Origin of the sequence: Rhizobium sp. CFBP 13644 (genome assembly GCF_014842165.1) — a bacterium.
Classification (GTDB): Bacteria; Pseudomonadota; Alphaproteobacteria; order Rhizobiales; family Rhizobiaceae; genus Agrobacterium; species Agrobacterium tumefaciens_C.
In genome coordinates this window covers 656,329-677,751 of record NZ_JACYVF010000001.1, presented here as the reverse complement: position 1 = coordinate 677,751, position 21,423 = coordinate 656,329, and the positions used below count along the sequence as shown (strand labels likewise).

At 57.2% G+C, this 21,423-nt stretch carries 21 protein-coding genes; 11 read left to right on the top strand and 10 right to left on the bottom strand.

Translation table 11 applies throughout. The annotated features are described in order from the left end of the window. Positions 1 to 84 precede the first annotated feature (84 nt). Together IFT53_RS03180 and IFT53_RS03175 are read right to left on the bottom strand one after the other, a co-directional pair. Complete coding sequence (locus IFT53_RS03180) at positions 85 to 297, bottom strand: helix-turn-helix transcriptional regulator (RefSeq protein ID WP_192063374.1); 213 nt, start codon at positions 295 to 297, stop codon at positions 85 to 87. A gap of 76 nt (positions 298 to 373) precedes the next feature. Next, positions 374 to 1,306, bottom strand: a complete 933-nt coding sequence (locus IFT53_RS03175; RefSeq protein WP_192063375.1) for a hypothetical protein — start codon at positions 1,304 to 1,306, stop codon at positions 374 to 376. Positions 1,307 to 1,687: 381 nt separating this feature from the next. Between IFT53_RS03175 and IFT53_RS03170 the strand changes: the two genes are divergently transcribed. After that, on the top strand, positions 1,688 to 2,857 hold the full coding sequence (locus IFT53_RS03170) for an MFS transporter (protein ID WP_192063376.1): 1,170 nt from the start codon (positions 1,688 to 1,690) through the stop codon (positions 2,855 to 2,857). Here IFT53_RS03170 and IFT53_RS03165 read toward each other — a convergent pair. Continuing rightward, positions 2,854 to 3,843, bottom strand: coding sequence for a helix-turn-helix domain-containing protein (locus IFT53_RS03165; RefSeq protein WP_192063377.1), 990 nt, complete (start codon positions 3,841 to 3,843; stop codon positions 2,854 to 2,856). The genes IFT53_RS03170 and IFT53_RS03165 overlap by 4 nt on opposite strands. Before the next feature lie 256 nt (positions 3,844 to 4,099). On the opposite strand from IFT53_RS03165, the gene IFT53_RS03160 reads away from it, so the two are divergent. Both IFT53_RS03160 and IFT53_RS03155 read left to right on the top strand, forming a co-directional pair. Next, a complete protein-coding gene (locus IFT53_RS03160) occupies positions 4,100 to 6,370 on the top strand; it encodes an autotransporter domain-containing protein (RefSeq protein ID WP_192063378.1) in 2,271 nt (756 codons plus the stop codon). A 192-nt stretch (positions 6,371 to 6,562) separates the two neighbouring features. Further along, the gene (locus tag IFT53_RS03155) at positions 6,563 to 6,886 is read left to right on the top strand and encodes a BA14K family protein (RefSeq protein ID WP_192063379.1); all 324 of its coding nucleotides are present in this window, start codon (positions 6,563 to 6,565) and stop codon (positions 6,884 to 6,886) included. Positions 6,887 to 6,914: 28 nt separating this feature from the next. Here the strand turns inward: IFT53_RS03155 and IFT53_RS03150 are convergent, their stop codons facing one another. Beyond that, positions 6,915 to 8,810, bottom strand: coding sequence for a glycosyltransferase family 2 protein (locus IFT53_RS03150; protein WP_192063380.1), 1,896 nt, complete (start codon positions 8,808 to 8,810; stop codon positions 6,915 to 6,917). Between the two features lie 215 nt (positions 8,811 to 9,025). Between IFT53_RS03150 and IFT53_RS03145 the strand changes: the two genes are divergently transcribed. Continuing rightward, on the top strand, positions 9,026 to 9,787 hold the full coding sequence (locus tag IFT53_RS03145; RefSeq protein WP_042618073.1) for a transporter substrate-binding domain-containing protein: 762 nt from the start codon (positions 9,026 to 9,028) through the stop codon (positions 9,785 to 9,787). A gap of 9 nt (positions 9,788 to 9,796) precedes the next feature. Here IFT53_RS03145 and IFT53_RS03140 read toward each other — a convergent pair whose 3' ends face one another. Together IFT53_RS03140 and IFT53_RS03135 are read right to left on the bottom strand one after the other, a co-directional pair. After that, the gene (locus IFT53_RS03140; RefSeq protein ID WP_192063381.1) at positions 9,797 to 10,462 is read right to left on the bottom strand and encodes a S24 family peptidase; all 666 of its coding nucleotides are present in this window, start codon (positions 10,460 to 10,462) and stop codon (positions 9,797 to 9,799) included. 113 nt (positions 10,463 to 10,575) lie between these two features. Continuing rightward, the gene (locus IFT53_RS03135) at positions 10,576 to 11,226 is read right to left on the bottom strand and encodes a response regulator transcription factor (RefSeq protein ID WP_192063382.1); all 651 of its coding nucleotides are present in this window, start codon (positions 11,224 to 11,226) and stop codon (positions 10,576 to 10,578) included. Between the two features lie 222 nt (positions 11,227 to 11,448). Here IFT53_RS03135 and IFT53_RS03130 point away from each other — a divergent pair, with 222 nt between their 5' ends. Continuing rightward, complete coding sequence (locus IFT53_RS03130; RefSeq protein WP_042617967.1) at positions 11,449 to 11,817, top strand: DUF952 domain-containing protein; 369 nt, start codon at positions 11,449 to 11,451, stop codon at positions 11,815 to 11,817. Continuing rightward, a complete protein-coding gene (locus IFT53_RS03125) occupies positions 11,817 to 12,905 on the top strand; it encodes a quinone-dependent dihydroorotate dehydrogenase (protein ID WP_192063839.1) in 1,089 nt (362 codons plus the stop codon). The genes IFT53_RS03130 and IFT53_RS03125 overlap by 1 nt, the downstream gene beginning before the upstream one ends. Positions 12,906 to 12,927: 22 nt before the next feature. Here the strand turns inward: IFT53_RS03125 and IFT53_RS03120 are convergent, their stop codons facing one another. Both IFT53_RS03120 and IFT53_RS03115 read right to left on the bottom strand, forming a co-directional pair. Further along, positions 12,928 to 13,425 (bottom strand): CAP domain-containing protein, encoded by a 498-nt coding sequence (locus IFT53_RS03120; protein WP_192063383.1) that lies wholly within the window; start codon positions 13,423 to 13,425, stop codon positions 12,928 to 12,930. A 1-nt stretch (position 13,426) separates the two neighbouring features. After that, the gene (locus tag IFT53_RS03115; protein WP_192063384.1) at positions 13,427 to 13,693 is read right to left on the bottom strand and encodes a DUF6460 domain-containing protein; all 267 of its coding nucleotides are present in this window, start codon (positions 13,691 to 13,693) and stop codon (positions 13,427 to 13,429) included. A 159-nt stretch (positions 13,694 to 13,852) separates the two neighbouring features. Here IFT53_RS03115 and IFT53_RS03110 point away from each other — a divergent pair, with 159 nt between their 5' ends. The 5 genes from IFT53_RS03110 (at position 13,853) to pdeM (ending at position 19,596) form a co-directional block, all read left to right on the top strand. After that, positions 13,853 to 14,794, top strand: coding sequence for a class I SAM-dependent DNA methyltransferase (locus tag IFT53_RS03110; protein ID WP_192063840.1), 942 nt, complete (start codon positions 13,853 to 13,855; stop codon positions 14,792 to 14,794). Positions 14,795 to 14,977: 183 nt separating this feature from the next. After that, positions 14,978 to 15,589, top strand: a complete 612-nt coding sequence (locus IFT53_RS03105) for a YitT family protein (protein WP_082249887.1) — start codon at positions 14,978 to 14,980, stop codon at positions 15,587 to 15,589. 85 nt (positions 15,590 to 15,674) lie between these two features. Continuing rightward, the gene (locus tag IFT53_RS03100; protein ID WP_446737646.1) at positions 15,675 to 16,289 is read left to right on the top strand and encodes a YitT family protein; all 615 of its coding nucleotides are present in this window, start codon (positions 15,675 to 15,677) and stop codon (positions 16,287 to 16,289) included. A gap of 60 nt (positions 16,290 to 16,349) precedes the next feature. Continuing rightward, positions 16,350 to 18,848 (top strand): ligase-associated DNA damage response DEXH box helicase, encoded by a 2,499-nt coding sequence (locus IFT53_RS03095; protein WP_192063386.1) that lies wholly within the window; start codon positions 16,350 to 16,352, stop codon positions 18,846 to 18,848. Positions 18,849 to 18,867: 19 nt separating this feature from the next. Next, positions 18,868 to 19,596: a ligase-associated DNA damage response endonuclease PdeM gene (pdeM, locus tag IFT53_RS03090; RefSeq protein WP_192063387.1), complete on the top strand. Its 729-nt coding sequence runs from the start codon at positions 18,868 to 18,870 to the stop codon at positions 19,594 to 19,596. A gap of 2 nt (positions 19,597 to 19,598) precedes the next feature. Here the strand turns inward: pdeM and IFT53_RS03085 are convergent, their stop codons facing one another. Then, the gene (locus IFT53_RS03085) at positions 19,599 to 20,423 is read right to left on the bottom strand and encodes a TIGR02186 family protein (RefSeq protein WP_192063841.1); all 825 of its coding nucleotides are present in this window, start codon (positions 20,421 to 20,423) and stop codon (positions 19,599 to 19,601) included. Next, positions 20,417 to 21,343, bottom strand: coding sequence for a TSUP family transporter (locus tag IFT53_RS03080; protein ID WP_192063388.1), 927 nt, complete (start codon positions 21,341 to 21,343; stop codon positions 20,417 to 20,419). The genes IFT53_RS03085 and IFT53_RS03080 overlap by 7 nt, the downstream gene beginning before the upstream one ends. Positions 21,344 to 21,423: the final 80 nt, after the last annotated feature.

Sequence of the window (21,423 nt, the reverse complement as noted above, 5' to 3'; positions counted from 1 at the left end):
TTGTTGCAAAGTCTAGGGGAATTTATCCGCACAACTCTACAACAGCTTCGATATAGAGTTTAGGCAAATCATGTTACCGGTGGGTCAGGTCGACGTAAGGGTACGAAGGAACTGAGATATCGCGGCCATGTCATAAACCGCTACACGAGGACTCAGATGATGCGGCTTGGGGGCTCTTCCTGACTTCACCCAGGAATACCACGTCGAGCGACTGACAGGGATCATTTTGCCTTTACCGACGAAATCGCTCACACGCCCGAAACGTTTCTCTTGTATAAATTCGTCTTTCTTTTCCATGATCACTTTCCTCTGTTGTGTGAGACCATGGGTTTTTTACTAGGCCCTGTTTGCAAAGATAGTGCGGGCCACAAATTCACCCCGTATGTAATTGATTCATTTGAAAAGTTTGCATTATGATGTGTTTTTCCTTTTCCGATATTTCCTTCACAGGAAACGCCTCCGATGGGCAGGATGGTGCTCTTGAGGCTGCTTTTTTGTAAAGTTTTTGATTGTGATATTGAGAAAGTATTGAAAGTGCATATGTGGAGTGAGCAAGCCATTTCTCGACCCAATCTGCTTTGCTATCTGTACTGACCCATCCAGAGAGAAGGGCTTCTAGTAAGGATCTACCGTCATAAATTTTTGTGTTGGCCGCTCCGTATAAGTACGTGATGGAAATATCATGATCACTCCACGCTTCCTTGAGAGTACGCTCTTCATATGGAGTGAAGGATCTACTTATGTAAATTTCAGGGTGGTAGGTCCATATCTTGTGAATTGCGGAAATTGCACCAGCTATTGTTGCTTTTTTTCTTGATGGCTGGTTCGCCTGAACGAAGTGCATTATCTGCATTATTTCAACGGCATTCATTACACTTTTTGTTCTTGAAACTAAATCCTGTTGAACAGATTCTGAGCTGCTTAACCAGAATGCTGCGGACATGCCACCTACACCGAAATACAGCTCAGCTGTAAATTGTGGAGTTAATCGAAGTCTTGCCAGGGTATCGGTAGCTTGCGCCGTAGGGGAGTGTTTTTTGGCCCATTTTTCTGCGTTCATAACGGTACGCATTATTGATGCCTTGGCCACACTTTTTCGAAGTTTGCTATCATAAGGATGGAGCATCCACGCGAGGAGGCTAGCAAGTAACGCGTCTTTAAAGCCGTGAAATAGGGGTGCGGGACTTAAAATATACTCAGTTGCGAGTTTTGGGAGGAACGCGTTATAAAATTGACGACGAAAATCGCCTTCTTCATAAACAGGTGAGACGTTCTGCGGAGAAATAATGTCTGTAGTGATTGTCATGAGGCGAGTATTGCTGAAGCTCACACAGTTGCAATAGAGGACGAGCATTTTCACGGTATTGTTTACGGTATAATTTTTTCTATGAGAAAAAATATACAAAATATTCAATAGTTAAGCGCTAGATATCGATTCCCTTCACCCGCTCCAGTCGTTTTTTGAGCAAGCTCAATCAGGCGCGCCGTCGGCGTGCCTCCTGCCAGGGACGCTTGGTCACCGCCAGCGCGTGTGGTGGGCCGTCAAACATGCGCTGTTGCTTCTGCACCGTCGTTGAAATACTTGAGCAGTTCTTTCGATCTTCATTTCTGTTTTTATTGCATTTCAAAACGGCATACCACGCACGTTAGGCAGCTTATGTCTGCCGGTTCGTATTTTCAGGCTCGCATGGTTTTCAAACAGATCAGACATCTGCTTCCCGTTCTGGTGACGGCAGGCATGGTTATTGGGGTGCATGGGCTGCAACTGACGTTGGTTGCTGTGCGGGGTGCGTCTCATGGGTTTTCTGTCACCCTCATCGGGGTCATGAGTGCGGTTTACAGCCTGGGTTTTGCCATGGGGTGCCTGTGGGCCACGCGGCTTTTGGGCCGGTTCTCCCACAGCCAGATCTTCACGATATTGGTGACGGTTGCGGCATCCGTCGCGGCAATGATGGCATCGACGGCTGAGCCTGCCATCTGGATCGGCCTGCGGTTGGTATCAGGTTTCGCCTATGCTGGTCTGCTGGCGTTGATTGAAGGTTATATCAACGCGAACGCCTCCAATTCCCATCGGGCGCAGATATTGTCGATCTACCGCTTTGTCACTTTGGGTGCGGTGGCTGCGGCACAATATGCCATTCCGCTTGTTGGCGTGAACAGTTCCGCGCTTTTTCTGCTGATTTCGGCTGTGCTGGTCGCAACGCTGCTTCCATTTTCTCGCGTTAAAACCGCTGGCTCTGCCGCTGCGATAACTCGTCGTTTTGATCTTTCCAGCGCCTGGCGCATCAGCCCGTTGGCCGTGCTGGGCTCTATTGCGGCGGGCATGACGGCAACCACCTTTCGCTCCACCGGGCCGGTCTACTCGAACCTGGTCGGGATGACACCAGCCGGTATCGCAACCTTCATGAGCGCGGGTCTGATGGGCGGGCTGATCCTGCAATATCCTCTCGCCTTCTTTTCAGATCGAATGAACCGCATCGCGGTCATTGTCGTCACGCTCATTGGGGCGGTGGCCGTGGCGGGGTTTCTGTCAGCCTTTGCTGATACCAACACGATGCTCAACATGATCGGCATCGCCATTTTCGGGGCATTCAGTTTTCCGGTCTATGCCCTGTGTTCCGCGCATGGACATGATCGCGCAGGCCACGGCCATGAAAACGTCGCCTTGGCGGCATCTCTGTTGTTCTTCGTGTCTGTGGGCGGCGCGCTCGGCCCCTTGCTCGTCTCTGCGCTCATGCAGCATGCGGGGCATGCGGCCTTCTTCCTTTACATGATGTCTGTTCACGGATTCATGGGTGCCTATGCCGTCTATGCTTTGACGACAGGCGGTTTGAACAAAAGCGGGGCAAAGCCCTAGGCGTTCGTCAGCGCCCTGATCCAGCCATCAAAATCAGCGGCGGATTTGCTGTCCTTTGCCGCCTGCGTTTCGCTGAGCTGACGCCGGTACTGGCCGGGAGACATGGCGAAAAGGTCTGAAAATGTTCGTATGGCGTGGCTTTCGCTGGCAAAGCCAACCTGGTGACACAGAGTGCCCACGCTGAAGCGGCACATATCCGGTCGTGCAAGCAACTGGCGCAGCTTCGTTGCTCTGGCCTTTTGTATGTGGCGGGAAATGCCGCCCGAAGACTTGAAAAGATCATAGAGACGTGTGCGGGAAAGATTGGCCTTCTTGCTCAGCCATTCGGGAGAGAGGTTGCGGTCGGCAATGTGCGCATCGATCAGAAGCCGCACACGTTCCACGGCATCGTTAGGGTCTTTGGGTTGCGCAGTGTGGCTCGTGTCCAGCGCCATGGCCAGCGCCTGCCTGAACATCTGCGTCACGCGCCCGGCAGCGGCCATGTCATCCTGCAAGGGGCGCCGCACCAGCGATGCCATGAGGTCGGCCAGAATGAAGGCGTTGCCACCCTTGAGAACCGTACCGTGCAGGTTGCGGGCGTCCGTATCCACGGTGCTGACCAGATCTGCCGCAACAGAAAACGTGACATAGTGACAGTCCGTCATCATCGTGCGTTGCGCTTGTGTAGTGTCGAAGAGAACAATGTCTCCTGCCGCAACAGAGCGCGTCGCGTTCGGCGTTTCCACCTGTAACTGGCCTGAAAGATTGAGCTGCAAGGTAAAATGTTCGAACCCGTCAGCGCTGGCCCGGCGCAAGGAGCGTTCATGCGCAACATCGTTCAGCTTGCGCTCGAACATCACGAGCTTCCCCAGGCGCGATGCCTTCACCCAGCCACGGAACCCAAGGCCATTGGTGCTGACGTCAGAGCCCCCGGCATAAAGATCGCGATAGGCATCAAAACTGTCTTGATGTGGCAGGGATGCACTGTCGAACACGAAGGATGTCATAATAAGCCTTGAAATATTATAATATTCAAAAATACTATTTTCTCATGAGGTGAGTATAAAATAAGAAAAATGATCCAATAATCTTTTTATACTTTGTTGTCCCGCAACAAATCGCCTGCCGGGACGTCCAGACAATGAATGCGGACGCTCAGACATATTCGAAAACCAGCCATACTGATAGATTTGTCGCAGATTTTTATATCCGCGCTGAATCTAAACTATGCGGTTGCAGCAATATGCAGGGGAATGAAGCGAAATGACGATGACATCAGGTAAGCCAGATCATGGCATGTCCAGAAACACGCGCAGGCTTTTCAGCACAACATCATTGATTGCGCTGGCGCTGGCCGCATCGGCGGCGTTTCCCCTCAGCGTGCAGGCCATTGGCGGTACGCCAGCTCCTGACACCTCCAATACCAGCGCAAACATGACCTTCAACCAGTTCACGCAGCCTAATGTGGTTTATAATCCTAAAATTATCGGTCTCAGTGGTGATGGCTCCGCATTGCTCGTGACAGGCTATACTGGCAGTATCGGCGCCGTGCCCTATTTGTGGAATGGTTCTGCAGGATCATCGCCAGTCATAACTAGCCAATTTAATGCATCTGATATCAATGAAGACGGTTCCGTCTATGTTGGGTCGGGACTGAGCAAAGCCTACCGCGTCAAGAATGGTGTCATCGAGGATCTGGGAACATTAGGGGGAGCTTATACTTATGCGAGTTATGTGAGCGATGATGGCAACGCCGTTGCGGGTCAAGGTTATACGGCAAATTCAGACTTTCACGCTTTATACTGGTCGACTACATCGGGTGCCACAGCGGATGGTGTCATGGTGGACATCGGCACGCTCAATGGAGATCCGAGTTCAGACGTCTACGCCATCAGCGGTGACGGAACCACCGTTGTCGGCTATTCTGGGGATGAGGCATTTCGTTGGCAGGTAGGGGGGACGATTACGGGCTTGGGAGTGCTTGTGGGTGACGGATCTTCCCAAGCCTTGGCCGTTTCAGCCGATGGCAGCGTTGTCGCGGGTACGTCAACTGCCGGAGTCGACAGGGTCTTCCGCTGGACGGATGCGGGTGGAATGCGAGACATCGGGAATCTGACTCTCGCGGATGAGGATGCTGGCCAGGGCATCAATTTCGGCCGAATGAGCGCAGACGGCAGCACGATCGTTGGCTCGGTGAATGTTTCTCCTGACAACAAAGATCCGAGCTACACCGCTGCCTACCGTTGGCATGTGGGCAGCGACGGCATCACCGGAACCATGCAGAATCTGGGCGGCTTTGGTGGGGACTATGCCAAGGCCAGCGCCGTGAACGCAGATGGCAGCGTCGTCGTCGGCTCCGCAAATGACACCAACGGCTTGTACCACGGTTTCCGTTGGACGGAAGCGACCGGCTTGACCACCGTTGAAGACTGGTTGCGCGCCAATGGTGCTACCATTGCGGTGGACACGACGGCAACAGCAGAATCAGTCTCTAACAATGGCAATGTCGTTGCGGGCATGACCCAGAACGACCAGTTCTATTACGCGCGCGTCACTCCGCCCACCCCAACCCCAACCCCGACCCCAACCCCAGGCACTGGCATCATCACGCTTGAGCAGTTCGTGCCGACCATTCAGAGTGCTGCGGCCACGCCCACCACCACGCAGCTTGGTTCTGCCAACACCGCCATGTTCGGTGCTCAGGGCAGCCCGATGCGCAACTTGCTCAATGCCGGTCAGCGTTCCGCCTGGGGCACGGTGGATAGCGGTTATGACAAGAGCGATGCTTCCGATGGTGGCTTCGGCCTGGGCGAAATCGGCATGGGTTATGGCATTGCCGATGGTGTCACAGGGCGCTTTGCCATCGGTGGCACCTATACCAACCAGGATCTGGAAGGCGGCGGCGATTTCAACTTCAAGGGTTTCTACCTCTCGCCTGAAGTCACGGCCAATGTCGTCAGCAATCTCTATGTGACGCTGGGCGGTTATTATGCTGGCGGTAAAATGGACATTCACCGTGGCTATATGAATGGCGGCGCGCAGGACTTCTCCAACGGCAACACGGATACGCAGACCTTCGGCGGCAAGCTGCGCTTTGACTGGCTGGATGCGGTCACGATTGCCGATACCGCCATCTCGCCTTACATCGGCCTGTCGCGTGCCAACAGCAAGGTGGATGCCTACACGGAAAGCGGCGGCTCCTTCCCGGTCGCCTATGACGAGATGAGCGATCACGCAACGATTGCGCGTCTGGGTGCGGACTACGTTCACCCGCTGAGCGACAGCATCACGCTTCTGGCCCGTACGGAAGTTGCCCATCGCTTCGAGGACAAGTCTTCCGCCACAAGCGCAAACATTCTCGGCCTGTCATCGGTTGACCTGCCCGGTCAGGATTTGAAGCAGTGGTGGGTTCGCGGCGGCCTCGGCGCAGAATTCGCTGTTGGCGGCGGCACAGCATCGCTGATGGTCAACGCATCCACCGAAGGCGGCGACCCAAGCGTTTGGCTGCGTTCCGGCTGGAAGGTCAACTTCTGACGCAGCCAAGGCCTGATGATCCCTTTAAAGCCACCGAAGCAATTCGGTGGTTTTTCTGTTTCGGTACACCAAATCACCGATGCGTGATCGGTTTTTGGTATCTGTCAATACAAAAAATTAACATTTCCACTTTTTTGGAACAAAAGCTTGCTGGGGCACGTTGGTTTTGCAAATAGAATAAAGGAATTACCAATGTCCAAAATGGTAAAACTGGTTACTCTCGCTGCAATAACCCTGGGCTTCTCGGCCGTCACGACGATACCGGCCCATGCGCTCAGCGTCATCGCGCCCGCCTATGCGGAGCAGGCTCAGCCACAGGGTGGAACCTATGATAGCACGCCTATTGCCTTTAGCAGCGGGGCCGCAGCAAGTGCAAGTGCTGCCGGCATGTCCTTGTCTACCGAGGAAATTCAGCACGTGACCTGGTGCGCTACCCGCTACCAGTCCTATCACGCAACCGACAACACCTATCAGACCAAGCAGGGCGCGCGTGCCGAGTGCCAGTCACCCTATTGATCAATCGATGCTCGGTTGGGCAGTATATTTACACGGATTTCGACACAGGCTTGTGGGGCGTCTTGTTCCACACAAATGGCTTATAGCGAAGCTCGAAAACAGCCCGCCACGCCGCGGCTGAGAGCATCAGCCAGTAAATAGGCGTCGCCAGCCATCGCCTTCCGATCAAACCCCTTTCATGATCTATCATCGCCCGCGTCCCCATCAACAGGAAGACGGTGTAGCTGGCGGACATGTTCAGCGTGTCCACGGTCACAAGGGCGAGTTGGCTTGGCGAGAAGGCAGCAAAACCATCAAGCCAGAGAGCGCGGCCAACCGACATCAGATAGATGATGAAAAGCGGGTGGGTGAGGGCAGATAGAAGCATGCCGCCGATGAGAAGCTGAAAGACGAGATAGGCTTTCCAACCCATTTCCCGCGCAATGGTCAGCGGTGAACGCATCATCACCAGCCAGGTCTGCAGCCAGCCCTTGAACCAGCGGCTGCGCTGGGCCAGCCACACAGAAAGGTCGGTCGGTGCATCCTCCAGCGTCTGATAGCTGATCACGTCGGAATAATAGCCAAGCCTGTAAAGGCGCATGCCCAGATCGGCATCCTCGGTCACATTATAAGGGTCCCAGGCGCCCACCTTGCGCAAGATCGATGTTCGGAAATGGTTGGATGTGCCGCCTAGCGGAAGGGGCATTTTCATGCGGGCAAGCGTCGGTAACATGCGCCGGAACAGCGCTGAATATTCCAGTGAAAAAGATGATGTGATCCAGGACGCATCGGCATTGCTGATAATGAGTGGTGCCTGAAGACACGCCAGGGTCTCGGAACCATCGCGAAACCGCGTATAGGCCTCCCGCAATTGCTTGGGGTGCGGTCTGTCTTCGGCATCGTAGATCGCGGTAAACTCGCCGCGCGCGCCTGAAAGCGCGTAGGTCAAGGCTTTCGGCTTCGTGCGCGGCAGCGAGGGCGGCACGGTGACGATCTCGAAATGCGTGCCGGGGCAGGTGCGCCGGATTGCAGCAATCGTGCCCTCATCATCTGCCTCACAAACAAGCTTGATATCCAGACGGGATCGAGGCCAGTCCATCCGGTTCAGAGCAGCCACGAGCTGTTCAACAACCGCCTCTTCGCGGTAAAGCGCCACAAGGATCGTGTAGACGGGCAGCTCCTCCTCGCGGGATGTCTCAACCAGCGCCAAGGTGCGCCGGTCCGGCTGAGATCGAAGCGGCAGAAGCCGAAACAGGATCGCAGCCATATAGAGTGCCGCCGTCACGATGTGCAGAAGATGAAACGTTGTGGTGGGAGAGAGCAGCAGCGCGCCGATGAGAAGTGTAACGCCGACGCCGAGCAGAAAGCCCTGCTTGCCATGCAAGGTGATGCGCGCCGAAAAATGCGGCGTCGCATCGAACAGAGCATTCACGGTCTGGCGCGTCCGCCGTTCAGCCCCGGCATGCCACACCGCGTCGCGAAGTGCCGATGGTGTGGTCACAACCAGATCTTCACGCAAGCCCGGCGTCGTTTCCAACGCATGTTTCAATCGCTCAATGCTGCTGACATCAGGCACGATTGCCATATAGGGGGCGGCATCGTGAGGCCGAAGGCGCACCATGCGCGCTTCCATAAGCTGCACATCCAAAGACGGCGTGTCTACCACCAGCGCCCCATTCAGCTGTGGTTCAAACGGCAGGCGCAGATACCGGGCGAAAGCGCCGAAATAGGAATCTTCCGTTACCATTCCACTGGAAATCACCTCCGCCTCGAAGGTGGAGCCGTTGCGCCGGGCGCGGGCGGAAAATGTCTCGATATAGGGCTTGCCAAGCCCCAGCGTCTTCAGAAACTCGGTTTCGGCACTGTCTGGTTGATGGCTGTCGATGCCGGATAAAAGACCGTCGTCGGACCGGTCACTGACAACAATATCACTCCTGACAAGCATCGCTTTTCGCGATTCTTGTGTATACTCATCAAAACGCAACGCCACTATCAACCACCGGTAAGGTGGTTGCCCCTAAATTCCCCAAGCGGATCATATCTATGCGCCTACCAGTTGCACCCGTAAAATTGATGGGTATTTTCACCGCTTTCGTTTGCGCAATCGGCTTGGGGAACCCCCATCGCGCCCGCGCTGAAACTCTAGGGGAGGCGGGTCGCCTGCCTCTTTTGTTTGATAGCCAGGAGCGTTTGCCGGGTGCGGATCTTTCCACCGTTCCCCGTGTGCGGTTCCTGATGTCGGTTGATTTCCCGCCCTTCAATTTTACCGATCAGGATGGACGCCTCGCGGGTTTCCACGTTGATCTGGCCCGGGAAATCTGCGCGCAGCTGAAAGTCGAAAGCAAATGCCAGGTGCAGGCGCTGCCGTTTGATGAGCTGGAAGCAGCCGTGGAAATGGGCGAGGGCGAGGCCGTCATGTCCGGCATCGCATCCAGTGCGGATCTGCGAAAAAGCTTCAGCTTTACAAGACCTTATATCTTGCTGCCCGCCCGCTTCGCCATCAACAAGACGACAAAGCTCGAGGGCCAGTCGGCCAATGCGCTGTCCGGTAAAAAGGTAGGCGTCGTCACCAATTCGCGGCACGAGGCCATGCTGAAAGCCTTCTTCCCTGCGGTTGTCGTCAACGGGTTCGATGGCTATGAGCCGATGTATGAGGCCTTGAAATCCGGCAAGGTCGATGCGGTCTTTGCCGATGGGTTGCGTCTGCCCTTCTGGGTTTCCGGCACGGCCTCAGCCGGTTGCTGCGCCCTGTTTGATGGCCCATATATGTCTGACCGCTTCCTGGGCGAGGGCTTGTCGATCATGACCGTAGACCCTGAAAACAAGCTGGTTCCCGCCTTCGATCAGGCCCTTGCCGCCCTGTCGCGCAACGGCCGGCTGGAAGAGATTTACCGCCGCTATTTCCCGTACGGGTTGTTTTAATCCTGCAGATTACTGGCTGGCCCAGATGATGCGGGCCATCCATTCCACATCGACCAGATCGAAGCTGCGATTGGGGTGTTCGGGGTTCAGCGAGAACAATTCGATGGTCTTGGCAGTTTGGCGCGCCAGCACCTTGGCCATGACCTCGCCGTCCTTGCTTTTCACCACCACGCGGTCTCCCCGGCGCACCTGTGCGCCCGGCTCCACGATCAGCATGTCCCCATCGCGGTAAAGCGGCATCATGCTGTCGCCCTGCACTTCGAGCGCATAAACGCCCGGACGGCTTGCAGGGGAGGCGGGAAAATCGACCACATCCCAGCCCTGACCTGCGGGAAAGCCGCCATCATCGAAGAAGCCGCCGGAACCGGCCTGCGCAAAACCCAGCAGCGGAATGGCACCGGTCTGGGGCGGAAAATTGCCATCGGGCAGCGTATTCTTGCCCATATGGTTCATGGCATAACCAAAAAACTGGTCGACGCTCGCGCCCGTGGCTTCCAAAACCTTTGCAATGGATTCTGTGGATGGCCAGCGCTGGCGCCCGTCCGGCCCCACACGTTTGGACTTGTTGAACGATGTCGGGTCCAGGCCCGCCTTCCGCGCCAGGCCTGAAGGCGTCAACTGGTTACGGTCCGCAAGCGTATCGATCGCAGTCCAGATATTATCGTGTGACAGCATTTTGAACGGTCCGGATAGGGCGGCGGCGTCACGCTGCCCGCTTCACTATCAAATGAAATTTAGCCAAACACGATCAAAGAGTAAAGTAGAAAAAGGAATAAAATCCTTGTAAACTAAGCCACCATCGTCGATGTGTTGATCTTCGAAAGCTGGATCACCGCCTGCGTGCGGCTGTCTACCTTCAATTTCAGCAATATTGCGGAGACATGGGCTTTGATCGTCGCTTCGGAAACGCCAAGCTCATAGGCAATCTGCTTGTTCAGCAAGCCTTCTCCCAACATGCCCAGCACACGGCTCTGCTGTGGCGTCAGCGTTCTTAAGCGGTGGATGAGATCGGCCATATCGCGGTCCTGATCCTGCCCGGACTGACAGGATGCGGGTATCCAGACATCGCCTTCCAGCACAGCGCGTATCCCTGCGCGCATGTCTTCAATGCCGCAGGACTTGGAAATGAAGCCGGATGCGCCAAGTTCAATGGCGTGGCGCATGGTTGAAGGGTCGTCAGTAGCAGAAACGATGATGATGGGCAGGCTGGAAAATTCCGCCCGCAGCGCCATCAGGCCGGAAAACCCGCTAACGCCCGGCATGGCAAGATCGAGCAGCAGAAGATCGGCATCGGGCTGGCGCTCCACAGCGCGCTTGGCCGCCTCGAAATCGCCAGCTTCGATGATTGTATTGTCGCCCTCAAGCCCTGTGACCGCCTGACGCAACGCGCCGCGAAACAAAGGATGGTCGTCTGCAATGATGATGGTGAGCTGTGACATGCCGTACCCCCTCCCAAGAGCATTTCATGTAAACCTTATTGTTGGTGGAGTTTCGCAAAACGTCAAGCTCCACAAACCAAGGATTGTGTAAAATTTCGGCGCAACGCACGGTCTTATGGGCTGTGATGCCAGCCGGTTCTGCCAATCCGCAAAAAACAGTGCCGCACTGTGGACAAGCAAGGGCATTTGCGGCAAACCGCCCGCATATGAAGGAGACGCTGCATGTCTGAAACGCCCCCTGATATCGATAGCCCCGTCGTTTACAAGATCGTGCCCTCAGCCCTTTGGCGCGAGGCCAAGGAGGCGGGTGTTTTCACGGGTGCTGCCATAGATCTCACGGATGGCTATATCCATTTTTCCACCGCAGCCCAGGTCAAGACAACGGCGCAGCTCCATTTCGCCGGTCAGGACGATCTTCTTCTGGTCGCGGTTGATGGTGGCGCGCTGGGCGATAAGCTCGTGTTTGAAGCCTCGCGCGGCGGCGACCTCTTCCCGCACCTCTACGCACCCCTGCCTTTCAGCGCCGTCCTGTGGGAAACGCCGCTCACGCTGGATGATGATGGCGCACACCAGTTTCCGGAGATTGCATGATGAGTGGATTTTTTTCCCAGCTGGGCCGTCGCGGCCTGTTTCTGATGGACCCGGAAGTGGCCCATGGCATGTCGATCACGGCGTTGCGCAGCGGCTTTATTCCCACCTGCCATGTGCCGCATGATCCGCGCCTGCAACAAACGGTGGCCGGGCTGGTCTTCCCCAATCCGCTCGGCATGGCGGCGGGTTATGACAAAAACGCGGAAGTGCCCGGCCCTCTTTTGAAGCTCGGCTTTGGTTTCACCGAAATCGGAACCGTGACGCCATACCCGCAATCGGGAAATCCGAAGCCACGTATTTTCCGGCTGGTGGAAAACGAGGCCGTCATCAACCGTCTTGGTTTCAACAATGAGGGCCATGCGGCAGCTCTGGCGCGCCTGTTTGCAGCCAACCTGCGCGGCATTGTCGGCGTCAATATCGGTGCCAACAAGGATAGCGAGGACCGGATTTCAGATTACGTAAAGGGCATCGAGGCCTTCTCGTCCGTGGCGTCCTATTTCACCGCCAACATTTCCTCGCCCAACACGCCGGGCCTGCGCGATTTGCAGGCACGTGAAAGCCTGTCGGCCCTTCTGGCGGCTGTGCTGCAAAAGCGGGACGCGGAAGCGCAAAAGCTGAACCGCGCCATTCCCGTCTTCCTCAAGATCGCGCCTGATCTGACCGAAGAAGGGCTGGATGATATCGCGGCGGAGGTTCTCGCCCATAATCTCGATGGCCTGATCGTGTCTAACACCACGCTGTCGCGCACGGGCCTCATGCCGGGCCAGAACAACCATGAAACCGGCGGCCTTTCCGGCAAGCCGTTGTTTGACCTGTCGACCACGGTTCTGGCCAAGATGCGCAAGCGCGTCGGCCCCGCGCTGCCCATCATCGGCGTTGGCGGTGTGTCATCGGCTGAAACTGCACTGGAAAAGATCAAGGCGGGTGCTGATCTGGTCCAACTTTATTCGAGCATGGTCTATGGAGGGCCGGGGCTTCCGGGCAAGATCGTGCGCGGTCTGTCAACGCTCGTGGCGAAAGAGCAGGTCGGCAACATCCGCGATCTGCGCGACACGACTGTGGAAAAATGGGCGGATCGGGCGCTTTAAGCCCGATCGTTACCCTCATCAATTACCTGCAAAGCACCATCGCCCAATAGGGGCGGTTGTTGGCGGCTGCATCATAGGCAACCGCGACGCCAAGTCCGCCATAATTGCCCAGCATGTTTTCCAGATGGTGCGGAGAGCCGATCCAAGCTTTGACGACACGCTCGACCGTATCCTGACCGGCGGCCACGTTTTCAGCTGCAGGCAGGGGAACACCGCCGTCTCTCATGCGAATGAGAAAACTATCCGTCAGGCCGATGAGATGCGCCATTTTCTGCGCCTTCACCATGCGACTGGCCTGATAGAGCGCGGCCTGTTGCGCGGCGCTATTGGCACTCAGCGTTCCCAGACCTTTGGAGCGGCGAAGCTCGTTGACCATGGGCAGCGCGGCTGCGGTTTCATCCCGCGCACCTGAGGCGATGCCCTTGTTGGTGGGGCGGGAAACGCAGGCGGAAAGGGCGGCACTGGCGCCAACCAGCACAAAGCCGCGCCGGGAAAGCGAAAAGACAGATTGTTGGGTCATGTTAGCGGCGGAAGCTCAAAAGGCGAAGGATGATGAAGACGGGAATGACGATCACGGCACCTGCCAGAAGGTAGTCGCCTATGCTGCCCAAAGCGCGAAAGCCGCTGTGCCAGATGTCGAGAATGAAATCGCGAACGCCATAGATGATGTTCCAGGGCGTCAGGCCGAAAACCGCCATGACGAAACCCACGATCAGCGACACGACGAGCAATTTGATGATCGTCCGCGCCACACTGTCACCCAGCACCTTATCGACCTCACCAGCCATCAGCAAATCTCCTAAACTTAAGCCAAGACATATGAAGCCAGGCACCACTATGCAAGCGATGACGCAGTCTGTGCGCCATAATTGCCTTTGCCATGAAATAGGACTTGAGTTTTTTTGTGGCCTGATGAAAGACAGCCCACCTCTTTCAGGAAAGCAATGATGGCCCCAAACCAGTTTTCGTCCGGCGATGCCATCGCAGACCGGCGCGCCGATTATGCCCGGATGCTCGGCGAAAGCGGAGATCACGCTGCTGCGGCAGAGTTGATGGAACAGGCGCTGGAACTGGTGCCCTCATGGGCGGCAGGCTGGGTGCAACTGGGAGATTATTGCGACAAGGCCGGCCAGACCGACAAGGCCATTGCAGCCTATCAGACCGTGGACAGGCTCGATGCGGATGGCATTTTCGCGGCCCCTTTAAAACTGGCGGTGCTGGGCGCCGTCGAAACACCGGAACAGCCGCCGAGCGCCTATGTCGAGGGCCTGTTCGATGATTATGCCGAGCGTTTCGAAACATCGCTGGTGAAAAAACTGGACTATAGCGTGCCGCAAAAACTGGCAGCATTGATCGATACGGCGAGGCCTCAAAGCGGACAGTTTGCCTGTGTGGTCGATATCGGCTGCGGCACCGGTCTTCTGGGTGTGGAAATCCGGGAATGGGCAGCGCGGCTGGAAGGTTTCGATATTTCCGCAAACATGCTGGCCAAGGCGCAGGAAAAAGCGATCTATCACCATCTGGCGCAGGCTGATCTTTCGTTAGCCTCAGAAACATCCGGCCTCTTTGCCCCTGATCTTCCCCGCCACCGCGCAGACCTCGTCGCCGCTGCCGATGTGCTGATGTATCTGGGTAGTCTGGAAACGGTCATGCCGCTGGTCATGGATCTGCTTGCGCCCGGCGGTTCCTTTGCCTTTTCGGTGGAAGATGCTGAAGATGCGGATGGTTTTGTCCTGCGGCCATCCCTGCGCTATGCCCACTCGCAACCCTATGTCTGTGGCTTGCTGGCTGCATCAGGGCTGGAAATCCTGGCGATTAAGAAAACCACCATTCGCAAGGATGCCGGAAAACCCCTCGGCGGCATTCTGTTTCTTGCCAGAAAACCCTGATGATCTTTTCGTTTCTTGCCTTTTGACCGATAGGTCAGCCCTGCTTACATATCGATGTTGAAACGCTGCCCGTTGCGGTGCAAAATAGGCGTTATCGAGCGACCCATCCGGCGGATCCGTAGCGCGTCGATGCAGTTCCATTTTGGGGTAGCGCACATGGCATTCACGAGAAGCGTTTATGGCATGTGGAGTGCCGATCCGGCCAAGCATGCGCCGGTGGAAGATATTCAGGGCATCGTCACCGGCAGCATCGTCTCGGCGCTCGGCTTTTATATGCTGGCCAAGGTTGGCCTGCTCACCGGCGGCACGGCGGGTGTGGCCTTTCTCGTGCATTATGCCTTTGGCATCAGCTTCGGCCTCATGTTCTTCCTCGTCAATCTGCCCTTCTATTACCTGTCCTTCCGGCGGCTCGGGCTGGCCTTCTCGCTCAAAACCTTCATCGCCATCGGTCTTGTCTCGGTGCTGACGGAGCTCGAAAGCCGCTGGATGGTCATCGAAAGCATCAATCCGCTCTGGGCCGCCCTTCTGGGTGGGCTGCTTCTGGGCTATGGGCTTCTGGCGCTGTATCGGCACCGCGCAAGCCTTGGCGGCATCGGCATTCTGGCGATTTATATTCAGGACCGTTTCGGCATTCGCGCCGGTCTCATCCAGCTTGCCTTCGATAGCTGCGTCATGATCGCCGCCTTCTTCGTCATCGATCCTGCAACGGTTGGTTATTCCATCGTCGGTGCCTTCGTTCTCAACCTCTTCCTCGCCATCAACCACCGCTCGGATCGCTATATCGTCGTGCGCTGATCCCTTGAGTTTTCCGTGAACTCTGCGCAAAGAGTGGCAACGCCAAGCGGGGACCATGATGAGCGACAGTGCAGAACAAAAACGCATGAGGTTTTGGGCGTCGACACCTGAGCGCCATTCCGCGCTGGAAGACGCGCAGGGCGTGATTTCAGGCAGCATGCTGATATCGCTCGGCGTCATCCTCTTGTCGGGCGGCGGGCTTCTGACAGGTGGCGTCGTGGGCGTCGCGTTTCTTCTGCATTACGCAACCGATATCAGCTTCGGGCTTCTCTTCTTCCTCGCCAATCTGCCATTTTATTACATCGCGCTGAGACGCCTCGGCCTTGCCTTCACGCTCAAAACCTTCTGCGCCGTGGCGCTGACGGCTCTGCTATCGGAATATCTGCCGCATTTCATCCCCTTGCAAAGCGTCAATCCCATCGTGGCTGCCCTCTTTGGCGGGCTGACGGTTGCGGCGGGCATGATGGCGCTGTTTCGTCACCGCGCCAGCTTAGGCGGCTTTGGTATCGTGGCTCTCTACATTCAGGATCGCTTCGGGGTCCGTGCCGGTCTCGTTCAGCTTGCCTTTGATTGCACCGTCCTGTTCTGTTCGTTCTTCGTGGCGACGCCGCTCATCATCGTCTGCTCCATTCTCGGTGCGCTGGTCATGAACTTGGTTATCGCCATCAACCACCGGAAAGACCGTTATATCGCGGTGTAAGGCCCTTCTTTTTCGGCTGGCTTTCACTACTTTAGGGGTGTGAAACACATAGACCCTCCCATGTCCGGCCAAGATGTCGGCAGCCTGCCTTTAGCTTTCCAGACATGGTTTGGGCAAAAGGGCTGGAGCCCCCGCGCCCACCAGCTGGAACTGGCCGCCCGCGCCAGAGCCGGCGAAAACATGCTGCTGATTGCGCCCACAGGTGCAGGCAAGACGCTCGGCGGCTTCATGGCATCGCTGACGGATTTGGCTGAGCGCGGCAAGGTGCCGCCCGGCTCCGCCTTTGTCGGCGTGCACACGCTCTACATCTCACCTTTGAAGGCGCTGGCTGTCGATATCGAGCGCAATCTGATGAAGCCGGTGTCGGAAATGGGCCTGCCCATATCGGTCGAAACCCGCACCGGCGACACGCCTCAGTCCAAGCGCCAGCGTCAGAAGCTGAAGCCACCGGATATTCTGTTGACGACACCCGAACAGGTCTCGCTGCTGCTCGCCAGCAAGGAAGCGGAGCGTTTCTTCAAGGATTTAAAATTCGTGGTGTTGGATGAGCTGCACTCGCTCGTCACTTCCAAGCGCGGGCATTTGCTGGCGTTGGCCTTGGCGCGGGTGCGCAAACACGCGCCATCAATGCGCACCATCGGCCTGTCCGCCACCGTTGCCGATCCCATGGATTTGCAGCGCTATCTCAGCCCGCAAGCGGATGGCCAGCCCGTCGCCGGCCTCATCACCGTGGATGGCGGGGCCAAGCCCGATATCGCCATTTTAACGACCGAAGAGCGCATTCCATGGTCCGGCCACTCGGCGCGCTATGCCATGCAGGATCTCTATCCGGCACTGAAAGCCCACAAGACGACGCTGATCTTCGTCAACACCCGCTCGCAGGCCGAACGCATCTTTCAGGAACTCTGGACGATCAACGACGACAACCTGCCCATTGCCCTGCATCACGGCTCGCTGGATGCTGGCCAGCGGCGCAAGGTGGAAGCGGCCATGGCGGACAACAAGCTGCGCGCCGTCGTTGCCACTTCCACGCTTGATCTCGGTATCGACTGGGGCGATGTGGATCTCGTTGTGCATATCGGTGCACCCAAGGGCGCAAGCCGCCTTGCCCAGCGCATCGGTCGCGCCAACCACCGCATGGATGAGCCTTCCAAGGCCATCCTCGTTCCGGCCAATCGCTTCGAGGTTATGGAGTGCCGTGCAGCGCTGGACGCCAATTATGTCGGCGCGCAGGATACGCCACCCATTGCAGAGGGTGCGCTGGATGTGCTGGCCCAGCATGTGCTCGGCATGGCCTGCGCCGAACCTTTCGATGCCGACGATCTCTACCGCGAAGTCATCACCGCTTCGCCCTACGCATCGCTGCCACGCGATACCTTCGACCGGATCGTCGATTTCACCGCAACCGGCGGCTATGCGCTGCGCACCTATGAGCGATATGCCCGCATCCGCCAGACGAAGGATGGCCTGTGGCGCGTGTCCAACCCGCAGGTCGCCATGCAGTACCGGCTCAATCTCGGCACCATCGTTGAGGCAGCAGAGCTGAATGTCCGCATGGTCAAGCGCAACGCCAAGGGCACCATCGGGCGCGGCGGCATGACGCTGGGCAAGGTCGAGGAATATTTCCTTGAGCAGCTGGTGCAGGGCGATACGTTTCTGTTTGCAGGCAAGGTGCTGCGTTTCGAAGGGATCCGCGAGAGCGAATGTCTGGTCAGTCAGGCCTTTTCGATGGACCCGAAAATACCGTCCTATGCCGGGGGCAGGTTCCCCTTGTCCACCTATCTTGCAGATCAGGTGCGCTCCATGCTGGCAGATCCCGCCCGCTGGCAAGCCTTGCCGGGTCAGGTCCGCGACTGGCTGGCCATCCAGAAGGAAAAGTCCGTCATCCCGAAGCGCGATGAACTGCTGGTCGAGACATTTCCGTTCCGCAAGCGCTTCTTCATGGTCATGTATCCCTTCGAGGGGCGGCTGGCACACCAGACGCTGGGCATGTTGTTGACCCGCAGGCTGGAGCGGGCAGGGGCAAAGCCCATGGGCTTCGTCGCCACGGATTATTCGCTGGCCATCTGGGCGCTGGAAGATTTAGGCCTGCGTCTGCAATCGGGCCGCCTGTCGCTGACCGATCTTCTGGATGAGGACATGCTGGGCGATGACCTTGAGGCATGGCTCGACGAATCCTTCATGCTGAAACGCACCTTCCGCAATTGCGCGATCATCTCAGGCCTCATCGAACGCCGCCATCCCGGCAAGGAAAAGACCGGGCGGCAGGTCACGGTGTCTGCCGATCTTATTTATGACGTTCTCCGCAGCCATGAGCCGGATCACATTCTTCTGGAAGCCACGCGGCGCGATGCCGCAGCCGGACTTTTGGACATTGGCCGACTTGGCGATATGCTCAGGCGAATCAAGGGCCACACCACCCACTGCGCTCTGGAGCATGTGTCGCCGCTGGCGGTGCCGGTCATGATGGAAATCGGGCGCGAGACGGTGGCCGGTCAGGCCATGGATGATGTGCTGGCCGAAGCCGCCGATGAACTGATCGCGGATGCGATGTCATAAATATAGAAAGTAACCGTTAGTGCTGAGCCGACTTGCCCTGAGCGACAAATTTTCGAGCGGCTTCGAATGCCTTGGCTCGGAAACCGTCATCAACGGTGTTGCTGGCTGGTGCGATCCGCTGGGCGGCCTTTACCTGCCGGATTTGTCGGTACTGGTCGTGTCGGATCTGCATCTGGAAAAGGGTGCCGCTTTCGCACGGCGTGGCCGTATGCTGCCGCCCTATGACACCATCGCCACGCTTAAAATCCTGTCTTCGCTGATTACCCGTTATGATCCGAAGATCGTCGTCAGCCTTGGCGATAATTTCCACGATCGCATTGGCTCGCAGCATCTGCCCTTGCCTTTGCGTGAGGTCATCAAGGACATGGCCAAGGGCCGCGAGTGGGTCTGGATCAACGGCAACCATGATCCCGATGGCACCGTCGATCTGCCGGGCTCTTCCAGCGATGAAATGGTCTATGGCAACCTCATCTTCCGGCACGAGCCGAAGCCGGGCGCTTCACCCGGTGAAATTGCCGGTCACCTCCACCCCGCAGCCACCGTGCGCCGCCGCGAAAAATCAGTGCGCCGACCCTGCTTCGCAACCGATGGTGCGCGCATGCTGATGCCGGCATTCGGCGTCTTGAGCGGCGGTCTGGACCTGCGCCACAAGGCCATGCACGGCCTGTTCGATCATTCTGCGCTCGTCGCGCATATGCTCGGTCGTGACAGGATATATTCGGTCCGCTTCGCAAACCTGCTTGGCTGATATCAGTCCCTGCGGAACAGAATGCTCGCACCCCAACCGGTAATCACGGCCAGAAGCACGCATAAAATACCATAAACGACGGGCGTCTGGTGCGCGGCATCCGTTATGGCCTGCTCCATGCCGGTCTTGACCACGCGCAGCCGCAATTCCTTTTGCGCTATCGGCATGCCGCTTTTGAAGAGGTAGGCGCGGGCGGTGTGGACGCCGTTCGGCACGTTGGCTGGCAGGCGCAGCGTAGCCCAGAACAGGCCGGTGCGTTCGAGCCGCACCCCGGTCGTGTCGTTGCGATAGATGCCGCTCGAGAGTTTCAGACGGCGATAGGCATCCTGAAAATCAAAGACATTGTCAGGCACGCCGGAAAAAACAGCGCTGCGCAGCGGCAGATGGTCTACGCCCAGACCCATGGCTTTCAGCGTTCCCGCCGTTGCAATTGTGTCGATGCTGCGGGTGCTGGCCATGGAATAGGATTCCGGCAGCGGCGCGAAGGTGATGGCGCTGGTGTTGATCCAGATGCCGGCCACACGGCTTTTCTTGCGCACGGTGGAATATTCGTTAGGGCCTTCCAGCGTCACCACAATGTCGTATTGGCCGATGGCCAAAAGCAGCTGGTCGGCATTGTTCAGCGCGCCGAACATGGTGAAGTCAGCGCCGCGAAAATCCGAGGCGATGGAAATTTCCGAGGTCGATGCGCCGATCTCGATGTTTTCCTGCAAGGTCCGCGCCTGGCCATTGGCATCTGGCAGAATGGCGAGCGGCGGCGTCTGCGCTGAGGCCTGTGTGCAGAAGACGCCGAAAACGGCAGCAAGAAGGGCAGCGCGGATCAATATCCCAGCCCCCCGACAGCCACCGAAAACAGATCATCCGGCTTCAGCACCAGCGAAATGGCAAGACGCACACCCACCGCCAGAACCAGCAGCGCCAGCAGCGCACGCAATTGTTCGCCGCGCAGTTTCTGGCCCACGCGCACGCCATATTGCGCACCCACCACGCCTGCCAGCATCAGAATGAAGGCCAGCACGATATCGACCGAATAGTTCGTCGCCGCCTGAACGACGGTCGTATAGGCCGTCACGAAAATGATCTGGAACAGTGAGGTGCCGACAACCACGTTGGTGGGAACCCGCAGCAGATAGATCATGGCCGGAACCATGATGAAGCCACCGCCCACACCCATGACCGAGGTCAGCACACCGACGCCGAAACCCAGCACGATGATGGGGATGACGCTGAGATAGAGCTTCGATTTCTTGAAGCGCATCTTCCAGGGCAGGCGGTGCACCCAGTTGTGATGGCCGGGGCGGCGCAGCGTCACGGTTTCATTGCGGGCAGAGCGGCGGATGGCCGAAATGCTTTCCTTCAGCATCAGCACACCCACGGTACTGAGCAGAATGACGTAAAGCAGCGAGATGATCAGATCGAGCTGGCCGATGCTGCGCAACAGCGTGAAAAGCCACACGCCAACGGTTGCCCCGCACAGGCCACCAATCAGCAGCATGCCGCCCAGCTTCATATCCAGCGTGCCGCGCCTGAAATGGCTGATGGAGCCGGAAACGGAGGACGCAACCACCTGGTTTGCACCGGTTGCCACGGCAACAACGGGGGGAATGTTGTAAAAGATCAGAAGAGGCGTGATGAGAAAACCGCCACCCACGCCGAACATGCCGGACAAGAAGCCCACGGCCGCGCCCATGCCGAGAATGATGAAAATATTCACCGATAGTTCTGCAATGGGCAGATAGACAGTCACATCAGGACCTCGGGCATGGTTCCGTGCAAAACAGCAAAGCCGCCATAAGGCGGGCTTCACCACGAATGGGGTGGTATCTG

What these genes read in the sequence shown, in the direction of transcription:
- IFT53_RS03180 (WP_192063374.1), bottom strand. Translation starts at nt 297, where the DNA reads ATGGAAAAGAAAGACGAATTTATACAAGAGAAACGTTTCGGGCGTGTG.
- IFT53_RS03175 (WP_192063375.1), bottom strand. Translation starts at nt 1,306, where the DNA reads ATGACAATCACTACAGACATTATTTCTCCGCAGAACGTCTCACCTGTT.
- IFT53_RS03170 (WP_192063376.1), top strand. Translation starts at nt 1,688, where the DNA reads ATGGTTTTCAAACAGATCAGACATCTGCTTCCCGTTCTGGTGACGGCA.
- IFT53_RS03165 (WP_192063377.1), bottom strand. Translation starts at nt 3,843, where the DNA reads ATGACATCCTTCGTGTTCGACAGTGCATCCCTGCCACATCAAGACAGT.
- IFT53_RS03160 (WP_192063378.1), top strand. Translation starts at nt 4,100, where the DNA reads ATGACGATGACATCAGGTAAGCCAGATCATGGCATGTCCAGAAACACG.
- IFT53_RS03155 (WP_192063379.1), top strand. Translation starts at nt 6,563, where the DNA reads ATGTCCAAAATGGTAAAACTGGTTACTCTCGCTGCAATAACCCTGGGC.
- IFT53_RS03150 (WP_192063380.1), bottom strand. Translation starts at nt 8,810, where the DNA reads ATGCTTGTCAGGAGTGATATTGTTGTCAGTGACCGGTCCGACGACGGT.
- IFT53_RS03140 (WP_192063381.1), bottom strand. Translation starts at nt 10,462, where the DNA reads ATGCTGTCACACGATAATATCTGGACTGCGATCGATACGCTTGCGGAC.
- IFT53_RS03135 (WP_192063382.1), bottom strand. Translation starts at nt 11,226, where the DNA reads ATGTCACAGCTCACCATCATCATTGCAGACGACCATCCTTTGTTTCGC.
- IFT53_RS03130 (WP_042617967.1), top strand. Translation starts at nt 11,449, where the DNA reads ATGTCTGAAACGCCCCCTGATATCGATAGCCCCGTCGTTTACAAGATC.
- IFT53_RS03125 (WP_192063839.1), top strand. Translation starts at nt 11,817, where the DNA reads ATGAGTGGATTTTTTTCCCAGCTGGGCCGTCGCGGCCTGTTTCTGATG.
- IFT53_RS03120 (WP_192063383.1), bottom strand. Translation starts at nt 13,425, where the DNA reads ATGACCCAACAATCTGTCTTTTCGCTTTCCCGGCGCGGCTTTGTGCTG.
- IFT53_RS03115 (WP_192063384.1), bottom strand. Translation starts at nt 13,693, where the DNA reads ATGGCTGGTGAGGTCGATAAGGTGCTGGGTGACAGTGTGGCGCGGACG.
- IFT53_RS03110 (WP_192063840.1), top strand. Translation starts at nt 13,853, where the DNA reads ATGGCCCCAAACCAGTTTTCGTCCGGCGATGCCATCGCAGACCGGCGC.
- IFT53_RS03105 (WP_082249887.1), top strand. Translation starts at nt 14,978, where the DNA reads ATGTGGAGTGCCGATCCGGCCAAGCATGCGCCGGTGGAAGATATTCAG.
- IFT53_RS03100 (WP_446737646.1), top strand. Translation starts at nt 15,675, where the DNA reads ATGAGGTTTTGGGCGTCGACACCTGAGCGCCATTCCGCGCTGGAAGAC.
- IFT53_RS03095 (WP_192063386.1), top strand. Translation starts at nt 16,350, where the DNA reads ATGTCCGGCCAAGATGTCGGCAGCCTGCCTTTAGCTTTCCAGACATGG.